The organism is Caballeronia sp. INML3B, assembly GCF_023631305.1.
Lineage (GTDB): Bacteria > Pseudomonadota > Gammaproteobacteria > Burkholderiales > Burkholderiaceae > Caballeronia > Caballeronia turbans.
Genome location: NZ_JALQDI010000067.1, coordinates 16,503 through 35,886 on the forward strand (window position 1 = coordinate 16,503; position 19,384 = coordinate 35,886).

Consider the following 19,384-nt stretch of genomic DNA (forward strand, 5'->3'; position numbering starts at 1 on the left):
TCTCCTATCTTATCGACGAATAGCGTTATCGCGGATTCGTCGCGATGAAGTTTTTCACTGCCGCATAAGTGGGTTTTTTCGTCACGCCGTCGTTCAGCATGATGCCGTACGGTCCTTGTCCTGTAGGCGGATCGTCGTAAAGTTCATAAACCTGAAGCGACTGAATGTTGTATTGCGGCGCAATGGCGAGCAGCGCGCCCATCATGCTGTTCGCCATGAATGTCCCCGCCTGATCGGGCGTGCCGGGGAAGTCGGGCCGCATGCCCACTTCATTGATCCAGATCGGCTTGCCGAACGATTGCAGCGTCCCGATCACGTTGTAGCACAGCGTTCCGCACGCGTGGGTTATATCGCCCTGCTCCGAATACCAGTGCCACGCGGTGATGTCCCACGTGACGACCGGATGCCCGCTCGTGCCATCTGGCTGCGTGCCGTTCGCGAGCATCACGTCCAGGCCCGGATGCATCCACGTATTGCCCCCGATGATGATCTTGCCAACAGGATCGACCGACTTGATGCCCGCGATCAAGCCGCGTATGACACCGCGCGCGATCTGAAAGCAGTCGTTCTTGTAGTCGGTGCTCGTGGCGCCGTCGACCCAGCCGACGAGACACGTCGGCGCGAGTTCGTTGGTGACTTCGTAATAGGCGTAGTGCTGCACATTGACGATCTGCTGAGCGAGCGTGTAGCTCGCCTGATAAGCCGCATTCTCGTCGGGAAAATTGAGCTGCTGCAAGATCACCGGATAAACCGTCACGCCGGACTTCGCCATCATCTGGGCGATGCTCGAAAGTTTTTGCGCGCCTTCCACATTGGACACGTCGTTGCGATACAACGTGACATTGAGATCCTTGAGTTGCGCGAGCTGCTGCTCGGGCGTGGACTTCGTGTACGGACCGGCTAAATTGACATGACCGTTCATGCCATAAAACACTCTGCCCGAAGGCGCGATTGCAGGCAGCGCGGTGCTGCTTGCGCCGCTCTCCGAGGCAGTCGAAGGACTCGATGCGCCTGAAACGCCCGCCTGCGATCCGCCCGCCGTGGCCGCGCTGCCGCCGCTATCGCCGCCGCCGCCCCCGCATGCCGCCAGCGTGAAGACGACTGCGAAACTCAGCAACATTGAAAGTCGTCCTGGAGAAGCGGATCGGTGCGATCTGAAGATGCGCGCAATGGAGAGCGTGGAAAAGTTTCCTGTCATGGCAGCCTCGGAATTTTGGAAAAGATATCGAGCGCCCGGTTCATTGCCGGCTCTGAAACACCCACGTCGCGCGCATCGCGAACAGGTGCAAGCCGCGTTCGAATAATCACGAACGCGGCTTCGCTTCGATACAAGAGATAAGGGAGCACCCCGTTGGCCGATGCGCAAACAACGCGATGGCCCGGCATGGCGCTCACCGGATGCCACAAGAGATCCTCGCGCTGCTTGAACGTGAGCGCGAAGGATGATCGGAGTTTCGTCGACGACGTGAGCATGCAATCGGCATGCATGTCACGAACACGCTAGCACATCGTATCGACAGGGCCGGCATATTCAAGCGCCGTTCCGTCTTCCCCTATTCGACTGATGAAAATGGAAAGGCTCGAAGTAAGGCGATCGTTAGGCTCGCGGATTGCTTGAGCCGCGTGACATGGCGCATAAGACGCGCCGCATTTGATCGAGTTCAGTCCAATCCTTCCCGGAGATGCATGCGCTTTCGATTTCGGCACCTTCTGGATGAAGGGCCAGCACATGGCGAAGGGTCAGGCGAACGTGGAGGCCTACAACCGCAAACTGCGCGACCTGATCGCCGCCGGCAAGGCGAAACCTTCGCAGATCATCTCGCACGAACTGTCGCTTGCGCAGGCGCCCGAAGGCTACAAGAACTTCGACGAACGCAAGGAAGGCTGGACCAAGGTCGCCCTCAAGGCCGCGGCCTAACAAGGAGAACACCATGACCGATACTGCTCAACCCGACTATCCCCGCGCGCCGATGCCGTCGCAGCAACAGGACAGGCGTCCCGGCCTCACCGCGCCGATGAACCCGCAGCCCGATCACGGCGAATCGACATATAAGGGCAGCGGCAAGCTCAAAGACAAGATCGCGCTCATTACAGGCGCGGACAGCGGCATCGGCCGCGCGGTCGCGATCGCCTATGCGCGCGAAGGCGCGGATGTCGCCATCGCCTATCTCGACGAGCATGACGACGCAAAGGAAACCGCGCGCTGGGTCGAGCAGGCGGGACGGCGCGCGCTACTGCTGCCCGGCGACATCACCGACCGCGCGCATTGCAGGCAGATCGTCGAGAATACCGCGCAGACGTTCGGGCGCATCGACGTGCTCGTGAACAACGCCGCCTATCAGGCGACTTACGACAAGCTCGAGGACATCAGCGACGACGAATGGGACAAGACCTATTCGACCAACATCGGCGCGATGTTCCGCATCACGAAGGCGGCGCTCGCGCACATGAAGCCCGGCAGCGCGATCATCAATACGACTTCCGTCAATGCCGACGCGCCGAATCCCGGCCTGATCGCGTATGCAAGCACCAAGGGCGCGATTCAGAACTTCACGGGCGGGCTCGCGCAGCTTCTGGCGGAGCGCGGCATACGCGCGAACTGCGTCGCGCCGGGGCCGATCTGGACGCCGCTCATTCCATCGACGATGCCGCCGTCGAGCGTCGAGAACTTCGGGAACCAGACGCCGATGAAGCGCCCCGGCCAGCCTGCGGAACTCGCCGCCGCCTATGTGATGCTCGCATCGGACGAGGCGAGCTATACGTCGGGCGCGACCATCGCCGTGACAGGTGGCAAGCCGATTATCTAATTGGCGGATGTTCAGGCGGCCGCCGACGCTTGAAACAGGCGTCGGTCGATGTCGTCCTTTCCGGCATTCAGCGCGTACGCGCGAGCGTCGTCGGCAGAAGCAAAATGTCCGAGCACGCCGCTCGCACGCTGAATGCCGTCGCCATCGCAGACGATCGTCATCGCCGCGTAGAGACCACCGTCGAACGCGGCCATCGGCGTAATGACGAAGCCGCGATAGGTGACCGTAGGTTGAAGCATGGCACCCTCTCTCTCATCTGATAGCTTTCTTCGCCCTTTTCGGCAGCATTCGCTGCCGCAGGGCTGCATGTCAGATTTTCCATTCGCGCAATGAGCCGACGATTGGGGAAAACCAGAAAAAAGGAGGGCGTGCCGTTTTTGAAAACGAATACATGAGGTCGGAAGACATTGCGCCAGGGTTGCGGCCTATTGCCCGAGCTTGCGCCCGCTCACGACTCTACGCTGAGTTCCCGTGCGTCGCGCCGATGAACCGCTCACCGCCGCGCTTCCGTCGCCATCCGCACCGCGAGACCGGCGAGCACCGTGCCCATCAGCCAGCGCTGAATCAGAAGCCATGCGGGCCTGCGCGCCAGAAAGACCGCGATCGATCCGGCGGTCATCGCGACGATCGAATTCACCGTGATGCTCAGCATGATCTGCACGACGCCGAGCGCGAGCGACTGGCCGAGCACGCCGCCGTGCGCGGGGTCGATGAACTGCGGCAGCAGCGACAGATAAAGCACGGCGATCTTCGGATTCAGCAGGTTCGTGACGAAGCCCATCGTGAAGAGCTTGCGCGGGCTATCGACAGGCAAATCGCGCACCTGAAACGGCGAGCGCCCGCCCGGCTTGACCGCTTGCCACGCGAGATACAGCAGATAGAGCGCGCCGCCGAAGCGCAGCGCGTCATAGGCGAACGGGATCGCGATCAGAAGTGCGGTGATGCCGAACGCCGCGCACAGCATGTAGAACACGAAACCGAGCGCCACGCCGCCGAGCGAGATCAGCCCCGCCGTGCGACCCTGGCAGATCGAGCGGGAGATCAGATAGACCATGTTCGGCCCTGGCGTGAGCGCCATCCCGAGCGCGACGAGAGCGAATGCGAGCAGTTGCGGCGTGTGAGGCATCGGACGGCTCCGGCTGAAGAGATCGATGCATCTTCTCGTGCGATACGCCGGGTCGCCAGATACAAATTTCAAGGCGCCCGTCGATACACTTGAGCGAAGCCGAAATACATCTGCAAGGCACCGTCCTGCATGAACCTCAACGCGTCACGATCTGCCTCAACGCATGCCGCCGCTCGCGATAAGGCTTTCGCCGGTCATCCAGCGCGCATCGTCGGATGCGAGGAATACCGCGATCGATGCGATGTCGTCCGGCTGGCCGAGGCGTCCGAGCGGCGTTTGCGCGAGCGCTGCCGCATCCAAATCGGAGCCGATGATGCCCGCGCTATGCGTGCCTTCGGTCACCACGACGCCCGGATTGATCGAGTTCACACGGATCTTTCTCGCGCCGAGTTCGCGCGCGAGGACGCCGGTGATCGCATCGACGGCGCCTTTCGTGCCGCTGTACACCGCGCTCGTCGGCGGCGTGATGCGGGTCACGACCGAACTGACGTTGATGATGCTCGAGCCTTCGCCGAGATGCTTCGCTGCGGCCTGGGTCGTCAGAAGCGTGCCGAGAACGTTGATATTGAACTGCTTATGGAAGTGCTCTTCGGTGATCTCTTCGAGCGCTGCGAACTCGTAGACGCCCGAGTTGTTCACGAGGATATCGAGGCGTCCATAGGTTTCGATCGCTGCATTCACGATGCCCTGCGCATCGGCCGCCTTCGACACATCGCCGCCGACGGCGATCGCCTTTCCGTTCGATGCAGTAATGTCCGCGACGACCGCATCCGCGCCCGCCTTGCTGCTCGCATAGTTGACGACGACCGATGCGCCTTCCGCCGCGAGCGCCTTTGCAATCGCCGCACCGATACCTTTGGACGCGCCCGTGACGACCGCCACCTTGCCTGCGAGTTTGCTCATGATCGAATTCCTTGAAAAGATTATTTAATGCCCGGAGTGGCTGGTTGTGCCGGTGGCAAAACCGCCGTGACAGCTCTCAATGTAGACATCTCTTCGAACACGATAAAGCAGCGTAGAGTGAAAAGACTTGCGGGCTCATGCGAATAATCGAACATGGGCGCGTCATAGTCATGAACACGTCACGACACGACACGCATTTCGCCGGCCATATTCCCGAGCTTTACGATCGCTATCTCGTGCCGATGCTCTTTGCGCCCTGCGCAGGCGATATCGCGCGCCGCGCCGCGGCGCTCGAACCATCGCGCGTACTGGAAACGGCCGCAGGCACCGGCGCGGTCACGCGCGCGCTGGCGCACGCGCTGCCCGCGCATGTCGATATCGTCGCGACCGATCTGAATCAGGCAATGCTCGATCGCGCCGCGATGACGCATATCGGCAGAACGGTGACGTGGCAGCAGGCCAATGCGTTGCAATTGCCTTTCGACGATGCGAGCTTCGATATCGTCGTCTGCCAGTTCGGCGCAATGTTCTTTCCCGACAAGACGGCCGCGTTCGCGCAGGCACATCGTGTGCTGCGGCCCGGCGGCGCACTTCTCTTCAACGTGTGGGACCGCATCGAAGAGAACGAGTTTGCCGACACGATTACCGCCGCGCTAGGCCGCCTCTTTCCCGCCGATCCGCCGCTTTTCATGAAGCGCACGCCACACGGCTATTTCGATCGGGACGCGATTTCGCACGACCTCGCAGCCGCGGGGTTCGATGCGAAGCCGCGCTTCGATACGATCACGCAACGCAGCCGCGCATCATCGGCGGACGTGGTCGCCATCGCTTATTGCCAGGGCACGCCCTTGCGCAACGAGATCGAAGCGCGCACCGGCGCGAGTCTGGAAGAGGCGACATCGGCATGTGCCGAAGCCATCGCGGCGCGCTTCGGATCGGGTCCCGTCGCTGGAAAGATTCAGGCGCATGTGATCGTCGTGCAGCGCTAAGGCGTGACGCCGCGGCCCAGCACGCGATCGAGCCATGCGATCAGCGCATCCGGTGCGCATCGCGCGCTTCGAAAGCCGATATGCCCATCCGGCCTCACGGCCCACACCATGCCGTGCTTCGCACCGAATGCATCGGCGAACTCGCCTGCGTTATCGCTCAGCGTTCGATAGTCTTCCCGCGCAGGCTCGAACGACGCCGCGTTCGCCACCTTCGGCGACACGATCGACACCGCGCTCGCCGCCGGGCCGAGCGCTGCGCGCCACGCATCGACGGCCGCATCGAACGCGGCGATGCGGGCTGCATCGGCATCGTCGTCCAAATAGCCGATGAGCGTGTGACGTCCGCGCCCGAGATGATCGTGCAAGCGCTGCGCATGTCCGATGAACGCCTCCACGAGACCGCCGGCCTGCGGCGCGCGATCGCCGGGCGCGGGCAATGCCGCGTCCATGTCGGGACATTCATCCATGACGATCGGACTGCTGCCGCGATAACCCACGAGCAGTTGCGTCTCGCGCATCGCGGGCTTGATTTCGCCGTGCGCGAGGACCGTGTTCAACGCGCGGCTCGTCGATTCGACGACATCGAGCCCGACCGGCCGCCGCTCCGCTTCGTAGCTGTCGAGCAGCGCTTCATGCGCGACGCCGCGCGCCGCCAGCGTGAGCTTCCATGCGAGATTGTGCGCGTCCTGCAAGCCGGTGTTCATGCCCTGCCCGCCGACGGGCGGATGGATATGCGCGGCATCGCCGGCAAGAAACACCCGCCCGCGCGCATAGTGCTGCGCGATCCGATGACTCACGCGATACACCGACGACCAGCGCATCGACGAAAGCCGCGTGCCCTTCGGCAGGATCGGCAGCATGATGCGTTCGATCTCGTTGAAATCGGGCGTGGAATTCAGGCCGTGCCGGGCGGCATCGTCGGGGAGCAGAACCATCGAGAGGCGATAGCGGCGCGCGGAGCCGCGCACCGGCAGCGCGGCGAGCGTGGTCGCCGCCGCGCCGCCCTCGCCCGACACGTTGAAGCGGTACATGCGGCCGCGCGGCAAATCCCAGTCGACATCGACATCGGCGAGCATGAAGGTCTGCGGATACTGATCGCCTTCATAGGCGACGTTCAACTGCCGGCGCACCGTGCTGCGCGCGCCGTCGCAACCGACGAGCCAGCGGCATCGAACGGTACGGCTCTCGCCGCATGCGTCCTGTATGCGCGCGTCGATCACGTCGCCGGATTCGGTGAAATCGACGAGCGTCGCGCCGTATTCGACGTGCCCGCCATTGCGCGCAAGCGCCGCTTCCAGAATGCGCTCGGTCTCGAACTGTGCGAGCGACAGCGCGCCATACGGCAGTCCGGCGCGCAGCACCTCCGCGCTGAACGCGAGCGCGCCGTCCTGAAACGTATCAGCACCCGTGATCCACACACCCGCATCGATCGCGTCGCGCGCGATACCCAGATCCTCGAAAATCTCCAGCGTGCGCGCCGTCACGCCGAGCGCCTTGACGAAGAAGACGCGCTCGTCATGCGCGTCGATCACACGCGCCTTCACGCCATCGCGGCGCAGTTCGGCGGCGAGCATCAAGCCGACGGGGCCCGCGCCGGCAATCAGCACATCGGTCTTATCGAACATGGTGCGATTTCTCCTGAGGAAACCGGCGAATGCCAATGCGCGCAACGTATCTTTTGTCGGCTGTCGTCAGGGAGAATAACCGTTAAGCGCTTGGCTGTGGCACGCGCGTCAGCCGCCAAGCGGCCCCAGGCGCAGGCCGATCGCGCAGCCCGCCGCGATGACGGCGAGCACCGTCGCCGCGATCGTCACGTAGACATAGTTTCGTTGCCGCGCGAACACGGCGAGCATCACGACGACGCGCAGCACCGGCAGCAGAATGAACAGCGCGACGCCCGCCGTCAGCGCCTTGGTGCCGATGACCAATCCCGCGCCGGTCAAGACGCACGCGGCCCATGTGCCGCACTGAAAAAAGCGCGCGAGCACCCGATCCATCGAAGCGGGCGTGAAGTCTTTCATCGACCCGCACGCTCCAGAAGATCGATGCCGAATCCTTGCAGGAACATCTGGCACGCGACGAGCAGCAGCATCGACAGAAACAGCAGACGCAGGCGTTCGCTGCGGACTTTCATCAGCACGCGCGCGCCCGCGATTGCACCGACCACCGAGCCGAGCGCAACCGGCCCCGCGATGGCGCTCACGATCTCGCCGCGCAGAAAATAGGCGCTGGCGCTCGCGGCTGCGGTCACACCGATCATGAAGTTCGACGTCGCGGTCGATACCTTGATCGGCAGGCGCAATGCGTTGTCCATCGCCGGAATCTTGAGGATGCCGCTGCCGATGCCGAGCAGCGCGGAAACGACGCCGGCCGCGTACATCAGCGTGAGGCCGGCGGGCACGCGCCGCACTTCATAAGCGACATCCCGACGCAGCGTGCCGTCCGGATAGCTCGAGTGAAGATCGAGCGCGGCGGCGAGTCCTCGCGATGGAATCGGCCTCGACATGTCGGCGTGCTCTTCGCGGCGACTGAACATCTGCCACGCCGATACGACCAGCACGCCCGCGAAAAGAAAGTTCAGCGCGGCCACAGGGACGATGCCCGCGAGCAGCACGCCCGTCAGCGCGCCGAGCGTCGTGCCGGTTTCGAGCACGAGGGCGAGCCGCACGTTGGTCAGGCCGGCGCGCAGGAAGGCCGCAGCGCCGCCGCACGAACATGCGATCACGGACACGATGCTCGTGCCGATGGCCGCATGCATGTCGATATGAAAGAACATCGTGAGGATGGGCACGATGAACAGCCCGCTCGCCATGCCAAGCATGCCGCCCGCCGCGCTCGCACCCATGCCCGCGCAGAAGAGCCAGAGGGTTGCTTCGAAGCTCATCGAATCGGCCTCGGTGAAGTATCGCACGTCATCAATATAACATGTCATAACAAGTAGAGAAAGCAGCGGACGGATGAAGGCCGATCGTCTCGCGCTATGATTCGCCCATCGCACGACAAAAACGACAGCCGAACATGGCCCGACGAAGCAAACAGGAAGACATCCAGGCGGAGACCCCTGATACCACGGAAGATGACACGTCGCCCGGCGGCGGCTCCAGCTATCTCGTGCCGGGCCTCGAACGCGGCTTGCGGATCCTTGCCGAGTTCTCCGCGCGTGAGCCGGTGCTGGGAGCGCCCGAGTTGTCGCGACGCATAGGCATTCCGCGCACGACCACGTTCCGTTTGCTGCAAACGCTCGAAGCGCTCGGCTTTCTCGAACGAGTGAACGGCGACCGCAACTTCCGGCTGGGCGTCGCCGTGCTGCGGCTTGGTTTCGAATACGTGAACTCGCTCGAACTGACCGATCTGGGCACGCCGATTCTGGAGCGTTTGCGCGATGCCACCGGTCTATCGACGCATCTCCTGATCCGCGATCAGCGCGATGTCGTGTTCGTCGCGAAAGCGCAAAGTCATGAGCCGCTGTTCAGCTCGGTGAAGGTGCATGTCGGCACGCGGCTGCCCGCTCATGCGACCGTGCATGGACATGTGCTGATGGGCGATCTTTCGCTCGCCGCCCTAAAGGCGCTCTATCCCGAAGCGCAACTGGAAAAGTACACGGAGCGCACGCCCGCGACCGTCGACGAACTTTTCGAACGCGTGCAGGAGTGCGCGGCGCTCGGCTATGGATTGAGCGAGGCATCGTTCGAGCGCGGGATATCGGTCGTCACCGCACCCGTGCGCGATCATTCCGGCGCGATCGTCGCGGCCGTGACCGCGACCGTGCCGCGCTCGGACATCGGTGCGGAGGATGAGAAGTCGCGACTCGTCGAAATGATCTGCGCTGCTGCGATGGAGCTTTCCACGCGGCTCAACTATCGACCGGCGCCGGATGATCCCACCGCTGCGCTTGCTTGAATTTGGCTTTTTCTTGCCGGATCCCGGTTTCTTTTCGGTTTATTAGCGATTAGCGCCGCCCTCCCCAGGGCAACGCTGATTCCACGAAAAAAGTGCTGTCAGAACGAGTGATGAATACCCGCTAGCACGATGACCTGATTCGCCGTGCTCGACACGCCCGCCGTGAAGAACGCGGCCTTCGCACCGCCGGTCGCGTGCTCGTACAGCGCGTTCACATAGAGTTGCGTCGATTTCGACAACATGTAGATATCGCCGATTTCAAACTGCGTCCAGCGGCCACCCGCGAAGGTCGTCGTGGCCGCGCCGCCGGCAATCCAGTTCCACGCGACCGGCTTGAAAGTCAGCCCCGCATCGTATGACTGGAACGTGTCCGACTGACCGTTCGATTGCAACTTCACGCGCGTATAAAGACCGTGCACCACGAACTTGCCGATCTCATACGACGCGCCCGCGCCCATCACTTCCTGCTTGTCCGCCATGTATGTCGCGGCGGGCTGGCCCTGGAAAGTCGTAAGACCGGTCGTCGCGATTGCCGGCGTGCGATTGTGCTCGTTCGAATACGTGGCCGCCGCCTTGAACGGACCGTTCGCATACGTGATGCCGAAGCCGTAGTTGCGGCCCGTCGAGAAGTTCGTCGTGTTGCCGAGGCCCATCATTGCGCCGGCGGAAAAGCCGTAGAAATTCGCCGAGCGGAATTTCACCGAGTTGTCGTAGGGCACGACGCCGGTGTCCGCGAGCTGGTCGATGTTGCCCGGATGGAACGCATACCAGCTCGCCGCGAGATACGCGGTGGAGAGCGGCCCGAGCATGTCGAAGCTGAACGGCGTCTGATGACCGAGCGTCAGCGTGCCGACGTTCTCCTGATCCAGCCCGAGATACGCCTGACGATTCCATAGCGTGCCGGCCTTCGCGAAATTGCCGCTGTTGGTATAGAAGCCGTTCTCCAGCTGCGCCACCGTCTTCAGGCCACCACCCAGATCTTCGACGATACGAAAGCCCCAGCGGTCTGGCTGCATGTTGCCCTGCTCCTCCATCCATTTCGGATGGCCGCCGACATTGTTGATATATGCGATGCCGGCATCGAGGCTGCCGTAAAGCGTGACCGTGCTCTGCGCGGCCGCCCCGGTCGCAACCCCGGCTCCGATGAGCCCCGCTGCAATGATGTGCTTCACCCTTCGCTCTCCTAACCGTGTGGTTCAAGGGCGGGCTGTGCCCGCTGTCCCGTTGCGGCTTGTCGCCGTTACTGCGCTTTATCCCGGTTCCCGATGGCCCTGCTTCGCACCGTCCGGGAGGCGTCTTGTTGATCGCCCGTTATGTTCCATATATGGATCAACGTACTGCCTATGGAAAGTATAGTGAGATTTGCAGCGCCAAAACAATAAATTTTCAGACGACCTCGGGTAGACCCTTAAGGCACGTCGGATGCGTCTCGTTCGTAGCAAAAAGAGCTTACGAATCAATGTCGAACGGACGTTTATACGTCAGATCAGACGTGAGACGAACGCCTGAACGACCAGCAATCTAGTGTTTTCACCTAGATATCCACTTTTTTATTTTCCCGGGCTCAGACCACTCCTATAATGCCCATACACGAACTGCTGTTCCTTTAGTGGAACACAGACGAACCAGAGGAAGGGTGAAAGATGTCTGAACAATGGCGCTGCGCCGGGCATGCCGGCGATCTGTCGGAAGACGCACCGATCGAATTCAAGCTCGACGACGGCGCGGAGATCGGTATCTACAAAGTGGGCGACGAGCTGTATGCGCTCGAGAACGTCTGCCCGCACGCATACGCGCTGCTGACGCAGGGTTTCGTCGATGGCGACACCGTCGAATGTCCGCTGCACGAAGCGGTGTTTCACATCCCCACGGGCAAATGCCTGAAAGAGCCCGGCGGCCGCGACCTGAAGACGTATTCGGTGCGCCTCGCCGGCGAGGAAATCCAGATCAAGGTGGCGTGACATGGAAAAAGTCGTGAACTTCAACCCGCATCTCAAGCCGTGGCTCGCGCCGCAGCCGAACAACGTCGCCGGCAAGGGCGTGATCGAGAAGCCGGGTCAGACCGAGAACTTCATCTGGCAAACGCGCAAGGCCGAGCCGACGCAATACGAAAACGACTTCGGCGACGCGCTCGAACGCGTCTTCGAAGCGGGCGCGCTGGAACTGGAGCAAGTGGTCGCGGGCTTGAACAAGGACGGCTTTCGCACGCCGGAAGGCACGACGTGGACCGCCGAGCGCCTCGCCACCGAGCTGCGCACGCTCGCCGATTAAAGAAGGAGCATTTCCATGACGTCCTCTCAGCAGACAACCGTCGCCGTCGATCCCGTTCAGGCTTATCTCGATCGCGGCTTGCGCAATTACTGGTATCCCGTCGCGCCTGGCTGGCAAGTGGCGAACGCGCCCATCGGCCTGACGCGCCTCGGCGATCAGATCGTCCTCTGGCGCGACAACGAAGGCAAAGTGCACGCGCTCGAAGACCGCTGCCCGCATCGCGGCGCGCGCCTGTCGCTCGGCTGGAATCTCGGCGGCAGCGTCGCGTGCTGGTATCACGGCATCGAAGTCGATGGCAGCGGCACCGTGCAGAAAGTGCCCGCCGTGTCGGCATGCCCGCTCGAAGGCCAGAAGTGCGTGAAGTCGTATCCGGTCGAAGAACGCGCGGGCGCGATCTTCCTCTGGTTCGGCGACGACGCCAACAAGGAACCCGCGCCGCTCGTGCTTCCCGAAGAACTCGTCGGCGATGAATACGCGAGCTTCCTTTGCATGTCCCACTGGAAGTGCAATTACCAGTACGCGATCGACAACGTGATGGACCCGATGCACGGCGCTTATCTGCACGCGACATCGCACTCGATGGCCGAAGGCGACAAGCAGGCCGACATGCGCGTGCGCAAGACCGAAACCGGCCTCATGTTCGAGAAGGTGAATCAGCGCGACGTGAACTTCGACTGGGTCGAACTGGGCGAAACCGGCTGCCTGTGGATGCGCCTCGCGATTCCGTACAAGAAGAAGTTCGGTCCGGGCGGCAACTTCGGGATCATCGGCTTCGCCACGCCCGTCGATGAAGACAACTGCCAGGTCTATTTCTGGCGCACGCGCAAGGTCTCGGGATGGCAACGCGATGCGTGGCGTTTCCTGTATCGCAATCGTCTCGAAGGCCTGCACTGGGCCGTGCTGGAACAAGACCGCTACGTGCTCGAAAGCCTCGCGCCGAACGCGCGCGATCACGAGTTCCTCTATCAGCACGATGTCGGCATGACGCGTGTGCGCCGCATGCTGAAGCAACGTGCGCAGCAGCATCTCGCCGCCCTCGACGCGCTTGCGAAGAACACGGAGCACGTTCATGCGTGATGCGCTCGACGGCCGCCGCGTGCTGGTCACAGGCGGCGCTCGCGGACTCGGCGCGGCGTTCGTCCGGGCGCTCGTTGAGCGCGGCGCGCACGTCGCATTCGGGGATGTGCTGCATGCGGAAGGCGAGGCGCTCGCGCGTGAACTGCCCGAAGCGCACTTCTTCCCGCTCGATCTGAATGAGCCGCAGAGCATCTCCGCATTCGTCGATGCAAGCGTGAAAGCGCTGGGCGGCCTCGACGGCCTCATCAACAACGCCGCGATCACGAATTCGGGCGGCAAGTCCGCCGATGAACTCACGCCGCAAACGTGGGACGCCGTGATGAACGTCAACGTGCGCGGGTCGTGGCTCATGAGCGTCGCGTGCCTGCCGCATCTGAAGGCATCGGGGCGCGGCGCGATCGTGAACATCGCATCGGATACGGCGTTGTGGGGCGCGCCGAAGCTGCTCGCCTACGTCGCGAGCAAGGGCGCCGTGATCGCGATGACGCGTTCGCTCGCCCGCGAGTTCGGCACGAGCAACGTGACCGTCAACGCGATCGCGCCCGGCCTCACCGAAGTGGAAGCCACCGCCTACGTGCCCGCCGAGCGCCACGAGTACTACCTCAAAGGCCGCGCACTGACGCGCGCGCAAACGTCCGACGACGTGAACGGCCCCGTGCTGTTCCTGCTCTCGGATGCGGCGCGCTTCGTGACGGGCCAGTTGCTGCCGGTCAACGGCGGCTTCGTGATGAATTGATTCGCTCTATACAGAACCTGGAGAAAGCAATGGCAGATGCCGACATCGAACGTAAATCGTGGGATCAGCCCGCCGACGCGAGCTTCGAGCAATGGATGAACTCGCGCGTCGCGCGGCTCGAGACGCGCCGCTACGACTGGGACGCGCTCAAGTTCCAGGCCGATTACGACCCGAAGTATCGCCGCGCGCAGATGCGCTATGTGGGCACGGGCGGCACGGGCGTCGCGAAGGACATGAACACCGTCCCCGCAGGCAGCTTCACGTTTTCGACGATGGTCATTCCCGCCGGCAACATCGGGCCGAGCCATATTCATATCGACGTCGAAGAGATTTTCTTCGTGCTGCGCGGAAAGATGAAGGTGATCTGCGAGAAGGACGGACAGACGTGGGAAGCCGTGCTCGGCGAGCGCGATCTCATCTCCGTGCCGCCTGGCGTGTATCGCACGGAAATCAACATCGGCGACGAAGACGCGCTGATGTGCGTGATGCTCGGCGCGTCGAAGCCCATCACGCCGACGTATCCGCCCGATTCGCCCTTGGCCAAGCTGAAGCGCTGAGACTGCGATGAACATCGAGACGCTCGCGCGCTTTCCGGACATGCACATCGATACCGCTCAGGGCATCACGGGTTATCGCGAGGCAGGTGCGTCGCATCTGCGCACCCTGCCCGTCGTGCTGCTGCACGGGATCGGCTCCGGTGCGGCGTCGTGGGTTCGGCAACTCGACGCGCTCGGCGCGACGCGTCGCGTGCTCGCGTGGGATGCGCCGGGTTATGGCGTGTCCACTCGCGTCGCGAATGAATCGCCGGTTGCGGCCGATTATGCGCACGCGTTGTCCGCGTGGCTCGATGCGCTCGGCGTGAATCGCTGCGTGCTCGTCGGCCATTCGCTCGGCGCGATCATCGCGGGTTCGTTCGCTGCACATGCGCCGGAGCGTGTGGCGGGCTTGCTGCTGATTTCGCCCGCTGCAGGTTACGGCGCGGCCTCGAAGCAAGTGCGTGAATCGAAGCGCGATGCACGATTGAAGATGCTCGACGAACTCGGCGCGCAAGGACTCGCACGCGAGCGCAGCGCGAACATGGTTTCGCAATATGCCGATGACACCGCGCGCGAATGGGTCCGCTGGAACATGGCGCGCATCGTCCCCGAAGGCTACGCGCAAGCGACGCATCTGCTCGCGAACGCGGACCTCGCAGCGGATATCGCGCGCTTTCATGGACGCATCGCGGTGGCGGTGGGCGCGGACGACGCGATCACGCCGCCCGCTGCGTGCGCGCCGATCGCGCAGGCCGCGCACGTCGGCCTGCAGGTCATTCCGCGTGCCGGCCACGCGGGTTATGTCGAATCTCCCGCCGTCCATACCGCGCTGATCGACTCGTTTTGCCAGGGCATCGAATGTCACATGAAAGACGGAGTACCGCAATGACATCCATTGCCACGGAAGAAGCCGATAAAGGCGAACCGACTTACATCGTGCCGGGGCTCGAACGCGGACTGAAGATCCTCACCGAGTTCTCGCCGCGCGAGCCCGTGCTCGGCGCGCCGGAACTGTCGCGGCGCCTCGGCATTCCGCGCACGACGGTGTTCCGGCTGCTTCAGACGCTCGAATCGCTCGGCTTTCTGGAGCGCGCGGACAAGGACCGCAACTACCGCCTGGGCGTGGCCGTATTGCGCCTCGGCTTCGAATACCTGAGCTCGCTCGAACTGACCGATCTCGGCCTGCCGATCATCGAGGCGCTGCGCGATGCGACCGGTCTCACGAGTCACATCCTGATTCGCGATGGCCGCGATGTCGTCTTCGTCGCCAAGGCGCAGAGTCACGCGCCGATCTTCAGTTCGGTGAAGGTGAACGTCGGCACGCGCCTGCCGGCGCATGCGACGACGCACGGTCACGTTCTGATGGGCGATCTGTCGCTCGATGAATTGCGCGCGCTGTATCCCGAACAGCATCTCGAGCGCTTCACGAAGTCGACGCCCGAAACCGTGGAAGAACTGTTCGAGCGCGTGAAGGAAGACGCCGAACGCGGCTACGCGACGAGCCAATCGTCGTTCGAGCGCGGCATTTCGGTCGTCACCGCGCCGGTTCGCAACGACACGGGACGCATCGTCGCCGTCATCACGACGACGATCCCGCGTCCGGAAATCGATGCCGCATTGCTCGAAAGCGGCCTCATCGACAAGGTACGCGAGGCCGCCGATGCGCTCTCGCTGCGTCTCAACTATCGCCCGGCCGCGCGCGCAAGTGCATCGAGCCGATACATGAAGTCTCTGGGGTTGCAATGATTCAGATCGATCTTTCAGGGCAGGTCGCCGTTGTCACCGGCGGTTCGTCGGGCATCGGCTTCGCGACGGCGCGCCTGTTTTTGCAGGCGGGCGCATCGGTCGCCATTTGCGGACGCGACGCCGAACGCCTCGAAGCCGCGCAAGCCGCGCTCGCGACAGAATTCCCGCAAGCGCAATTGCTCGCTGCACGTTGCAATGTGCTCGATGAGAACCACGTGAACGCCTTCGCCTCACGCATCGAGGCGCGTTTCGGCCGCGTCGACATGCTCGTGAACAACGCGGGACAAGGCCGCGTGTCCACCTTCGCCGATACGGCCGACGACGCCTGGCGCGACGAACTGGAGCTGAAGTACTTCAGCATCATCCGCCCGACGCGCGCCTTTCTGCCGATGCTCGAAGACGCGCCCGCGCCCGCGATCGTCTGCGTGAATTCGCTGCTCGCGTTGCAGCCGGAACCGCACATGGTCGCGACCTCGTCGGCGCGCGCAGGCGTGCTGAGCCTCGTGAAATCGCTCGCGACGGAACTCGCGCCGCAACGCATCCGCGTGAATTCGATTCTGATCGGCATCGTCGAATCGGGGCAGTGGAAGCGGCGTTACCAGGATTATCTCCAGCAAGCACAAGACCCGCGCCAGAGCTGGCAGGAATGGACCGGCGAGCTCGCGCGCAAGAAAAACATTCCGCTCGGCCGCTTCGGCCTGCCCGAAGAAGCGGCTCAGGCGCTCTTCTATCTCGCAACAACGCTGTCGTCCTACACGACCGGCAGCCATATCGATGTTTCCGGAGGCTTTGCTCGTCATGTCTGAAAAAACCACGGTCGGCGAACTGATCGCCGCGTTTCTCGAACAATGCGGCGTGCGCACGGCGTTCGGCGTGATCTCGATTCACAACATGCCGATTCTCGATGCGATCGGCCGCCGCGGCAATATCCGCTATGTGGGCGCACGCGGCGAAGCGGGCGCGTTGAACATGGCCGACGGCCTCGCGCGTGTCTCGGGCGAACTGGGCGTCGCATTCACGTCGACGGGCACCGCCGCCGGCAACGCGGCCGGCGCAATGGTCGAAGCCCTGACCGCGGGCACGGCGCTGCTGCACATCACGGGGCAGATCGAAACCGAATATCTCGATCGGGATCTCGCGTATATCCACGAAGCGCCCGATCAACTGACGATGCTGCAATCCATCTCGAAGGCCGCGTTCCGCGTGCGCACGGTCGAAACCGCACTGCCGACGATCCGCGAAGCCGTGCGCGTCGCGCTGACTGCGCCGGCCGGTCCGGTGAGCGTCGAGATTCCGATCGACATCCAGGCCGCCGCAATCGAATGGCCCGCCGATCTGGCCGCGCCGCACGTCGGCACGCTCACGCACGACAGCCTGCGCGTGAAGCAGCTCGCCGATGCGTTGACGAACGCCAGGCGCCCGCTGCTGTGGCTCGGCGGCGGCACGCGTCATGCGCGCAGCGCGGTCGAGCGGCTGGTCAAGCTCGGCTTCGGCGTGGTGACGAGCGTGCAGGGGCGCGGCGTGCTGCCCGAAGATCATCCGGCGACGCTCGGCGCGTTCAACGTGCATCCGTCGGTCGAAGCGTTCTACAAGACGTGCGATGCGCTCGTCGTCGTCGGCTCCCGTCTGCGGGGCAACGAAACGCTGAAGTACAAGCTCGCGCTGCCGCAACCGCTCTATCGCATCGACGCCGATGCGCTCGCCGACAGCCGCGGCTATCGCAACGAACTGTTCGTGCATGGCGATGCATCGCGCGTGCTGGACGAACTCGCGACGCTGCTCGAAGGCCGCATCCGTGTCGATCCGGCGTTCGCGGGCGATCTCGCCGCCGCGCGCGAAACGGCGGTCGCGGAAGTATCGAAGGGGCTGGGACCGTACAAGCGCCTCGTCGATTCCCTGCAACGCGCGGTCGGCCGCGATTACAACTGGGTGCGCGACGTCACGATCTCGAACAGCACGTGGGGCAATCGCCTGCTCAAGATCTTCAATCCGCGCGCGGGCGTGCATGCGCTCGGCGGCGGCATCGGCCAGGGCATGCAGATGGCGATCGGCGCGGCGCTTTCGGGCGCGGCGAAAAAGACCGTCGCGCTCGTCGGCGATGGCGGACTCATGGTCAATGTCGGCGAACTCGCCACGGCCGTGCAGGAAAAAGCCAACGTGATGATCGTGCTGATGAACGATCAATGCTATGGCGTCATCCGCAACATTCAGGACGCGCAGTACGGCGGACGCCGCATGTTCGTCGATCTGCATCAGCCGGATTTCGCGCAGTTCTGCGCGAGCCTCGGACTCACGCATCGCCGCATCACGTCGCTCAATCAGGCCGATGACATCGTGCGCGAAGGGCTCGCCATCGACGGTCCGGTGCTCATCGAAGTGGACATGCTGTCGGTCGGCTCGTTCGCGACCGCGTTCGCCGGCCCGCCGGTGAAGAGGGAAGAACCGAAGGAGCCGGAATATGCGTGATCCACGTAACGCGCCGCATGCGCTCGATATCGCGATGATCGGCTTCGGCGCGATCGGCTCGGCGGTGTTTCAGGCGCTCGAAAACGATCCGCTCGTGCGCATCTCGCATGTGATCGTGCCGCAGCGCGATCGCGCGCACGTGCGCTCGGTGCTCGGCGACCGGGTCGATGTCGTCTCGCACGTCGAGTCGCTCGCGAGCCATCCCGAGTTCGCGCTCGAATGCGCGGGACACGCGGCGCTCGTCGATCACGTCGTGCCGCTTTTGAAGTCGGGCACGGATTGCGCGGTCGCGTCGATCGGCGCGCTGTCCGAAGCCGGCCTGCTCGATGCGCTCTCCCGCGCCGCCGATGAAGGCGCGGCCACGATCACGCTGTTGTCGGGCGCGATCGGCGGCGTCGATGCGCTCGCCGCGGCGAAGGAAGGCGGCCTCGACGACGTGCAGTACACCGGCCGCAAACCGCCGCTCGGCTGGCTCGGCACGCCCGCCGAAAGCGTGTGCGATCTGAAGTCGCTGACCGCGGAACAGGTCATTTTCGAAGGGACCGCGCGCGACGCCGCACGGCTCTATCCGAAGAATGCGAACGTCGCGGCGACCATCGCGCTAGCCGGCCTCGGCCTCGACGGCACGCGCGTGAGACTGATCGCCGATCCGGCTGTCGAGCGCAACGTGCATCGCATCGTCGCGCGCGGCGCGTTCGGCGAGATGTCGCTCGAAATGTGCGGCAAGCCGCTGCCGTCGAATCCCAAGACATCCGCGCTCACCGCGTTCAGCGCGATCCGTGCGTTGCGCAATCGCGCCGCGCGCTGCGTCATCTGAAGGAGTTTTG

The 19,384-nt window shown here is 63.5% G+C and carries 22 protein-coding genes and 1 pseudogene; 14 read left to right on the plus strand and 9 right to left on the minus strand.

Annotation, left to right across the window (positions count from 1 at the left end; all coding sequences use genetic code 11):
* Positions 1-25: 25 nt before the first annotated feature.
* Both NCS58_RS28175 and NCS58_RS28180 read right to left on the minus strand, forming a co-directional pair.
* A complete protein-coding gene (locus tag NCS58_RS28175) occupies positions 26-1,120 on the minus strand; it encodes a hypothetical protein (RefSeq protein ID WP_250478049.1) in 1,095 nt (364 codons plus the stop codon).
* A gap of 74 nt (positions 1,121-1,194) precedes the next feature.
* The gene (locus NCS58_RS28180) at positions 1,195-1,473 is read right to left on the minus strand and encodes a hypothetical protein (protein WP_143756364.1); all 279 of its coding nucleotides are present in this window, start codon (positions 1,471-1,473) and stop codon (positions 1,195-1,197) included.
* A 217-nt stretch (positions 1,474-1,690) separates the two neighbouring features.
* On the opposite strand from NCS58_RS28180, the pseudogene NCS58_RS28185 reads away from it, so the two are divergent.
* Both NCS58_RS28185 and NCS58_RS28190 read left to right on the plus strand, forming a co-directional pair.
* A pseudogene (locus NCS58_RS28185) lies at positions 1,691-1,918 on the plus strand (aldehyde dehydrogenase); the annotation flags it as partial.
* Between the two features lie 13 nt (positions 1,919-1,931).
* Positions 1,932-2,807 carry a glucose 1-dehydrogenase gene (locus NCS58_RS28190; protein ID WP_061119457.1) on the plus strand — a complete coding sequence of 292 codons (876 nt, stop codon included), beginning with the start codon at positions 1,932-1,934 and terminating at the stop codon, positions 2,805-2,807.
* A gap of 11 nt (positions 2,808-2,818) precedes the next feature.
* On the opposite strand, the gene NCS58_RS28195 is transcribed toward NCS58_RS28190, so the two are convergent.
* The 3 genes from NCS58_RS28195 to NCS58_RS28205 form a co-directional block, all read right to left on the minus strand.
* A complete protein-coding gene (locus NCS58_RS28195) occupies positions 2,819-3,046 on the minus strand; it encodes a hypothetical protein (protein WP_061119458.1) in 228 nt (75 codons plus the stop codon).
* A 254-nt stretch (positions 3,047-3,300) separates the two neighbouring features.
* The gene (locus NCS58_RS28200; RefSeq protein WP_061119459.1) at positions 3,301-3,933 is read right to left on the minus strand and encodes a LysE family translocator; all 633 of its coding nucleotides are present in this window, start codon (positions 3,931-3,933) and stop codon (positions 3,301-3,303) included.
* 156 nt (positions 3,934-4,089) lie between these two features.
* Complete coding sequence (locus tag NCS58_RS28205; RefSeq protein ID WP_061119460.1) at positions 4,090-4,836, minus strand: glucose 1-dehydrogenase; 747 nt, start codon at positions 4,834-4,836, stop codon at positions 4,090-4,092.
* 170 nt (positions 4,837-5,006) lie between these two features.
* On the opposite strand from NCS58_RS28205, the gene NCS58_RS28210 reads away from it, so the two are divergent.
* Positions 5,007-5,825 carry a class I SAM-dependent methyltransferase gene (locus NCS58_RS28210; protein ID WP_061119461.1) on the plus strand — a complete coding sequence of 273 codons (819 nt, stop codon included), beginning with the start codon at positions 5,007-5,009 and terminating at the stop codon, positions 5,823-5,825.
* On the opposite strand, the gene NCS58_RS28215 is transcribed toward NCS58_RS28210, so the two are convergent.
* The 3 genes from NCS58_RS28215 to NCS58_RS28225 form a co-directional block, all read right to left on the minus strand.
* Entirely contained in the window at positions 5,822-7,450 is a 1,629-nt protein-coding gene (locus tag NCS58_RS28215; protein WP_250478050.1) for an FAD-dependent monooxygenase, read from the minus strand. The two genes, NCS58_RS28210 and NCS58_RS28215, sit on opposite strands and share 4 nt — an antisense overlap.
* Positions 7,451-7,558: 108 nt before the next feature.
* On the minus strand, positions 7,559-7,846 hold the full coding sequence (locus NCS58_RS28220; protein WP_061119462.1) for a DUF1634 domain-containing protein: 288 nt from the start codon (positions 7,844-7,846) through the stop codon (positions 7,559-7,561).
* Positions 7,843-8,709 (minus strand): sulfite exporter TauE/SafE family protein, encoded by an 867-nt coding sequence (locus tag NCS58_RS28225; protein WP_061119572.1) that lies wholly within the window; start codon positions 8,707-8,709, stop codon positions 7,843-7,845. The genes NCS58_RS28220 and NCS58_RS28225 overlap by 4 nt, the downstream gene beginning before the upstream one ends.
* A 134-nt stretch (positions 8,710-8,843) precedes the next feature.
* On the opposite strand from NCS58_RS28225, the gene NCS58_RS28230 reads away from it, so the two are divergent.
* A complete protein-coding gene (locus NCS58_RS28230) occupies positions 8,844-9,725 on the plus strand; it encodes an IclR family transcriptional regulator (protein WP_061119463.1) in 882 nt (293 codons plus the stop codon).
* Positions 9,726-9,823: 98 nt separating this feature from the next.
* Here NCS58_RS28230 and NCS58_RS28235 read toward each other — a convergent pair whose 3' ends face one another.
* Positions 9,824-10,897: a porin gene (locus NCS58_RS28235; protein WP_061119464.1), complete on the minus strand. Its 1,074-nt coding sequence runs from the start codon at positions 10,895-10,897 to the stop codon at positions 9,824-9,826.
* Positions 10,898-11,368: 471 nt separating this feature from the next.
* Between NCS58_RS28235 and NCS58_RS28240 the strand changes: the two genes are divergently transcribed.
* The 10 genes from NCS58_RS28240 to NCS58_RS28285 are packed head-to-tail and all read left to right on the plus strand — an operon-like array spanning position 11,369 to position 19,374.
* Positions 11,369-11,686 (plus strand): non-heme iron oxygenase ferredoxin subunit, encoded by a 318-nt coding sequence (locus NCS58_RS28240; RefSeq protein WP_035500201.1) that lies wholly within the window; start codon positions 11,369-11,371, stop codon positions 11,684-11,686.
* 1 nt (position 11,687) lies between these two features.
* The gene (locus NCS58_RS28245) at positions 11,688-11,996 is read left to right on the plus strand and encodes a recombinase-like helix-turn-helix domain-containing protein (RefSeq protein WP_061119465.1); all 309 of its coding nucleotides are present in this window, start codon (positions 11,688-11,690) and stop codon (positions 11,994-11,996) included.
* Between the two features lie 15 nt (positions 11,997-12,011).
* The gene (locus tag NCS58_RS28250; protein WP_061119466.1) at positions 12,012-13,073 is read left to right on the plus strand and encodes an aromatic ring-hydroxylating dioxygenase subunit alpha; all 1,062 of its coding nucleotides are present in this window, start codon (positions 12,012-12,014) and stop codon (positions 13,071-13,073) included.
* Positions 13,066-13,809, plus strand: coding sequence for an SDR family oxidoreductase (locus NCS58_RS28255; RefSeq protein WP_061119467.1), 744 nt, complete (start codon positions 13,066-13,068; stop codon positions 13,807-13,809). The genes NCS58_RS28250 and NCS58_RS28255 overlap by 8 nt, the downstream gene beginning before the upstream one ends.
* A 29-nt stretch (positions 13,810-13,838) precedes the next feature.
* Positions 13,839-14,366 (plus strand): cupin domain-containing protein, encoded by a 528-nt coding sequence (locus tag NCS58_RS28260; protein WP_061119468.1) that lies wholly within the window; start codon positions 13,839-13,841, stop codon positions 14,364-14,366.
* Positions 14,367-14,373: 7 nt separating this feature from the next.
* The gene (locus NCS58_RS28265; RefSeq protein ID WP_061119469.1) at positions 14,374-15,234 is read left to right on the plus strand and encodes an alpha/beta fold hydrolase; all 861 of its coding nucleotides are present in this window, start codon (positions 14,374-14,376) and stop codon (positions 15,232-15,234) included.
* On the plus strand, positions 15,231-16,091 hold the full coding sequence (locus tag NCS58_RS28270; protein ID WP_061119470.1) for an IclR family transcriptional regulator: 861 nt from the start codon (positions 15,231-15,233) through the stop codon (positions 16,089-16,091). The genes NCS58_RS28265 and NCS58_RS28270 overlap by 4 nt, the downstream gene beginning before the upstream one ends.
* Entirely contained in the window at positions 16,088-16,897 is an 810-nt protein-coding gene (locus tag NCS58_RS28275) for an SDR family oxidoreductase (protein WP_061119471.1), read from the plus strand. The genes NCS58_RS28270 and NCS58_RS28275 overlap by 4 nt, the downstream gene beginning before the upstream one ends.
* Positions 16,890-18,557: a thiamine pyrophosphate-binding protein gene (locus tag NCS58_RS28280; RefSeq protein ID WP_061119472.1), complete on the plus strand. Its 1,668-nt coding sequence runs from the start codon at positions 16,890-16,892 to the stop codon at positions 18,555-18,557. Before NCS58_RS28275 ends, NCS58_RS28280 begins: the two co-directional genes overlap by 8 nt.
* Entirely contained in the window at positions 18,550-19,374 is an 825-nt protein-coding gene (locus NCS58_RS28285; RefSeq protein WP_250538921.1) for an aspartate dehydrogenase, read from the plus strand. The genes NCS58_RS28280 and NCS58_RS28285 overlap by 8 nt, the downstream gene beginning before the upstream one ends.
* The last annotated feature ends 10 nt before the right edge of the window (positions 19,375-19,384 follow it).

What these genes read in the sequence shown, in the direction of transcription:
- NCS58_RS28215 (WP_250478050.1), bottom strand. Translation starts at nt 7,450, where the DNA reads ATGTTCGATAAGACCGATGTGCTGATTGCCGGCGCGGGCCCCGTCGGC.
- NCS58_RS28210 (WP_061119461.1), top strand. Translation starts at nt 5,007, where the DNA reads ATGAACACGTCACGACACGACACGCATTTCGCCGGCCATATTCCCGAG.
- NCS58_RS28230 (WP_061119463.1), top strand. Translation starts at nt 8,844, where the DNA reads ATGGCCCGACGAAGCAAACAGGAAGACATCCAGGCGGAGACCCCTGAT.
- NCS58_RS28175 (WP_250478049.1), bottom strand. Translation starts at nt 1,120, where the DNA reads ATGTTGCTGAGTTTCGCAGTCGTCTTCACGCTGGCGGCATGCGGGGGC.
- NCS58_RS28265 (WP_061119469.1), top strand. Translation starts at nt 14,374, where the DNA reads ATGAACATCGAGACGCTCGCGCGCTTTCCGGACATGCACATCGATACC.
- NCS58_RS28245 (WP_061119465.1), top strand. Translation starts at nt 11,688, where the DNA reads ATGGAAAAAGTCGTGAACTTCAACCCGCATCTCAAGCCGTGGCTCGCG.
- NCS58_RS28240 (WP_035500201.1), top strand. Translation starts at nt 11,369, where the DNA reads ATGTCTGAACAATGGCGCTGCGCCGGGCATGCCGGCGATCTGTCGGAA.
- NCS58_RS28280 (WP_061119472.1), top strand. Translation starts at nt 16,890, where the DNA reads ATGTCTGAAAAAACCACGGTCGGCGAACTGATCGCCGCGTTTCTCGAA.
- NCS58_RS28190 (WP_061119457.1), top strand. Translation starts at nt 1,932, where the DNA reads ATGACCGATACTGCTCAACCCGACTATCCCCGCGCGCCGATGCCGTCG.
- NCS58_RS28180 (WP_143756364.1), bottom strand. Translation starts at nt 1,473, where the DNA reads ATGCTCACGTCGTCGACGAAACTCCGATCATCCTTCGCGCTCACGTTC.
- NCS58_RS28200 (WP_061119459.1), bottom strand. Translation starts at nt 3,933, where the DNA reads ATGCCTCACACGCCGCAACTGCTCGCATTCGCTCTCGTCGCGCTCGGG.
- NCS58_RS28260 (WP_061119468.1), top strand. Translation starts at nt 13,839, where the DNA reads ATGGCAGATGCCGACATCGAACGTAAATCGTGGGATCAGCCCGCCGAC.
- NCS58_RS28250 (WP_061119466.1), top strand. Translation starts at nt 12,012, where the DNA reads ATGACGTCCTCTCAGCAGACAACCGTCGCCGTCGATCCCGTTCAGGCT.
- NCS58_RS28270 (WP_061119470.1), top strand. Translation starts at nt 15,231, where the DNA reads ATGACATCCATTGCCACGGAAGAAGCCGATAAAGGCGAACCGACTTAC.
- NCS58_RS28285 (WP_250538921.1), top strand. Translation starts at nt 18,550, where the DNA reads ATGCGTGATCCACGTAACGCGCCGCATGCGCTCGATATCGCGATGATC.
- NCS58_RS28225 (WP_061119572.1), bottom strand. Translation starts at nt 8,709, where the DNA reads ATGAGCTTCGAAGCAACCCTCTGGCTCTTCTGCGCGGGCATGGGTGCG.
- NCS58_RS28220 (WP_061119462.1), bottom strand. Translation starts at nt 7,846, where the DNA reads ATGAAAGACTTCACGCCCGCTTCGATGGATCGGGTGCTCGCGCGCTTT.
- NCS58_RS28255 (WP_061119467.1), top strand. Translation starts at nt 13,066, where the DNA reads ATGCGTGATGCGCTCGACGGCCGCCGCGTGCTGGTCACAGGCGGCGCT.
- NCS58_RS28205 (WP_061119460.1), bottom strand. Translation starts at nt 4,836, where the DNA reads ATGAGCAAACTCGCAGGCAAGGTGGCGGTCGTCACGGGCGCGTCCAAA.
- NCS58_RS28195 (WP_061119458.1), bottom strand. Translation starts at nt 3,046, where the DNA reads ATGCTTCAACCTACGGTCACCTATCGCGGCTTCGTCATTACGCCGATG.
- NCS58_RS28275 (WP_061119471.1), top strand. Translation starts at nt 16,088, where the DNA reads ATGATTCAGATCGATCTTTCAGGGCAGGTCGCCGTTGTCACCGGCGGT.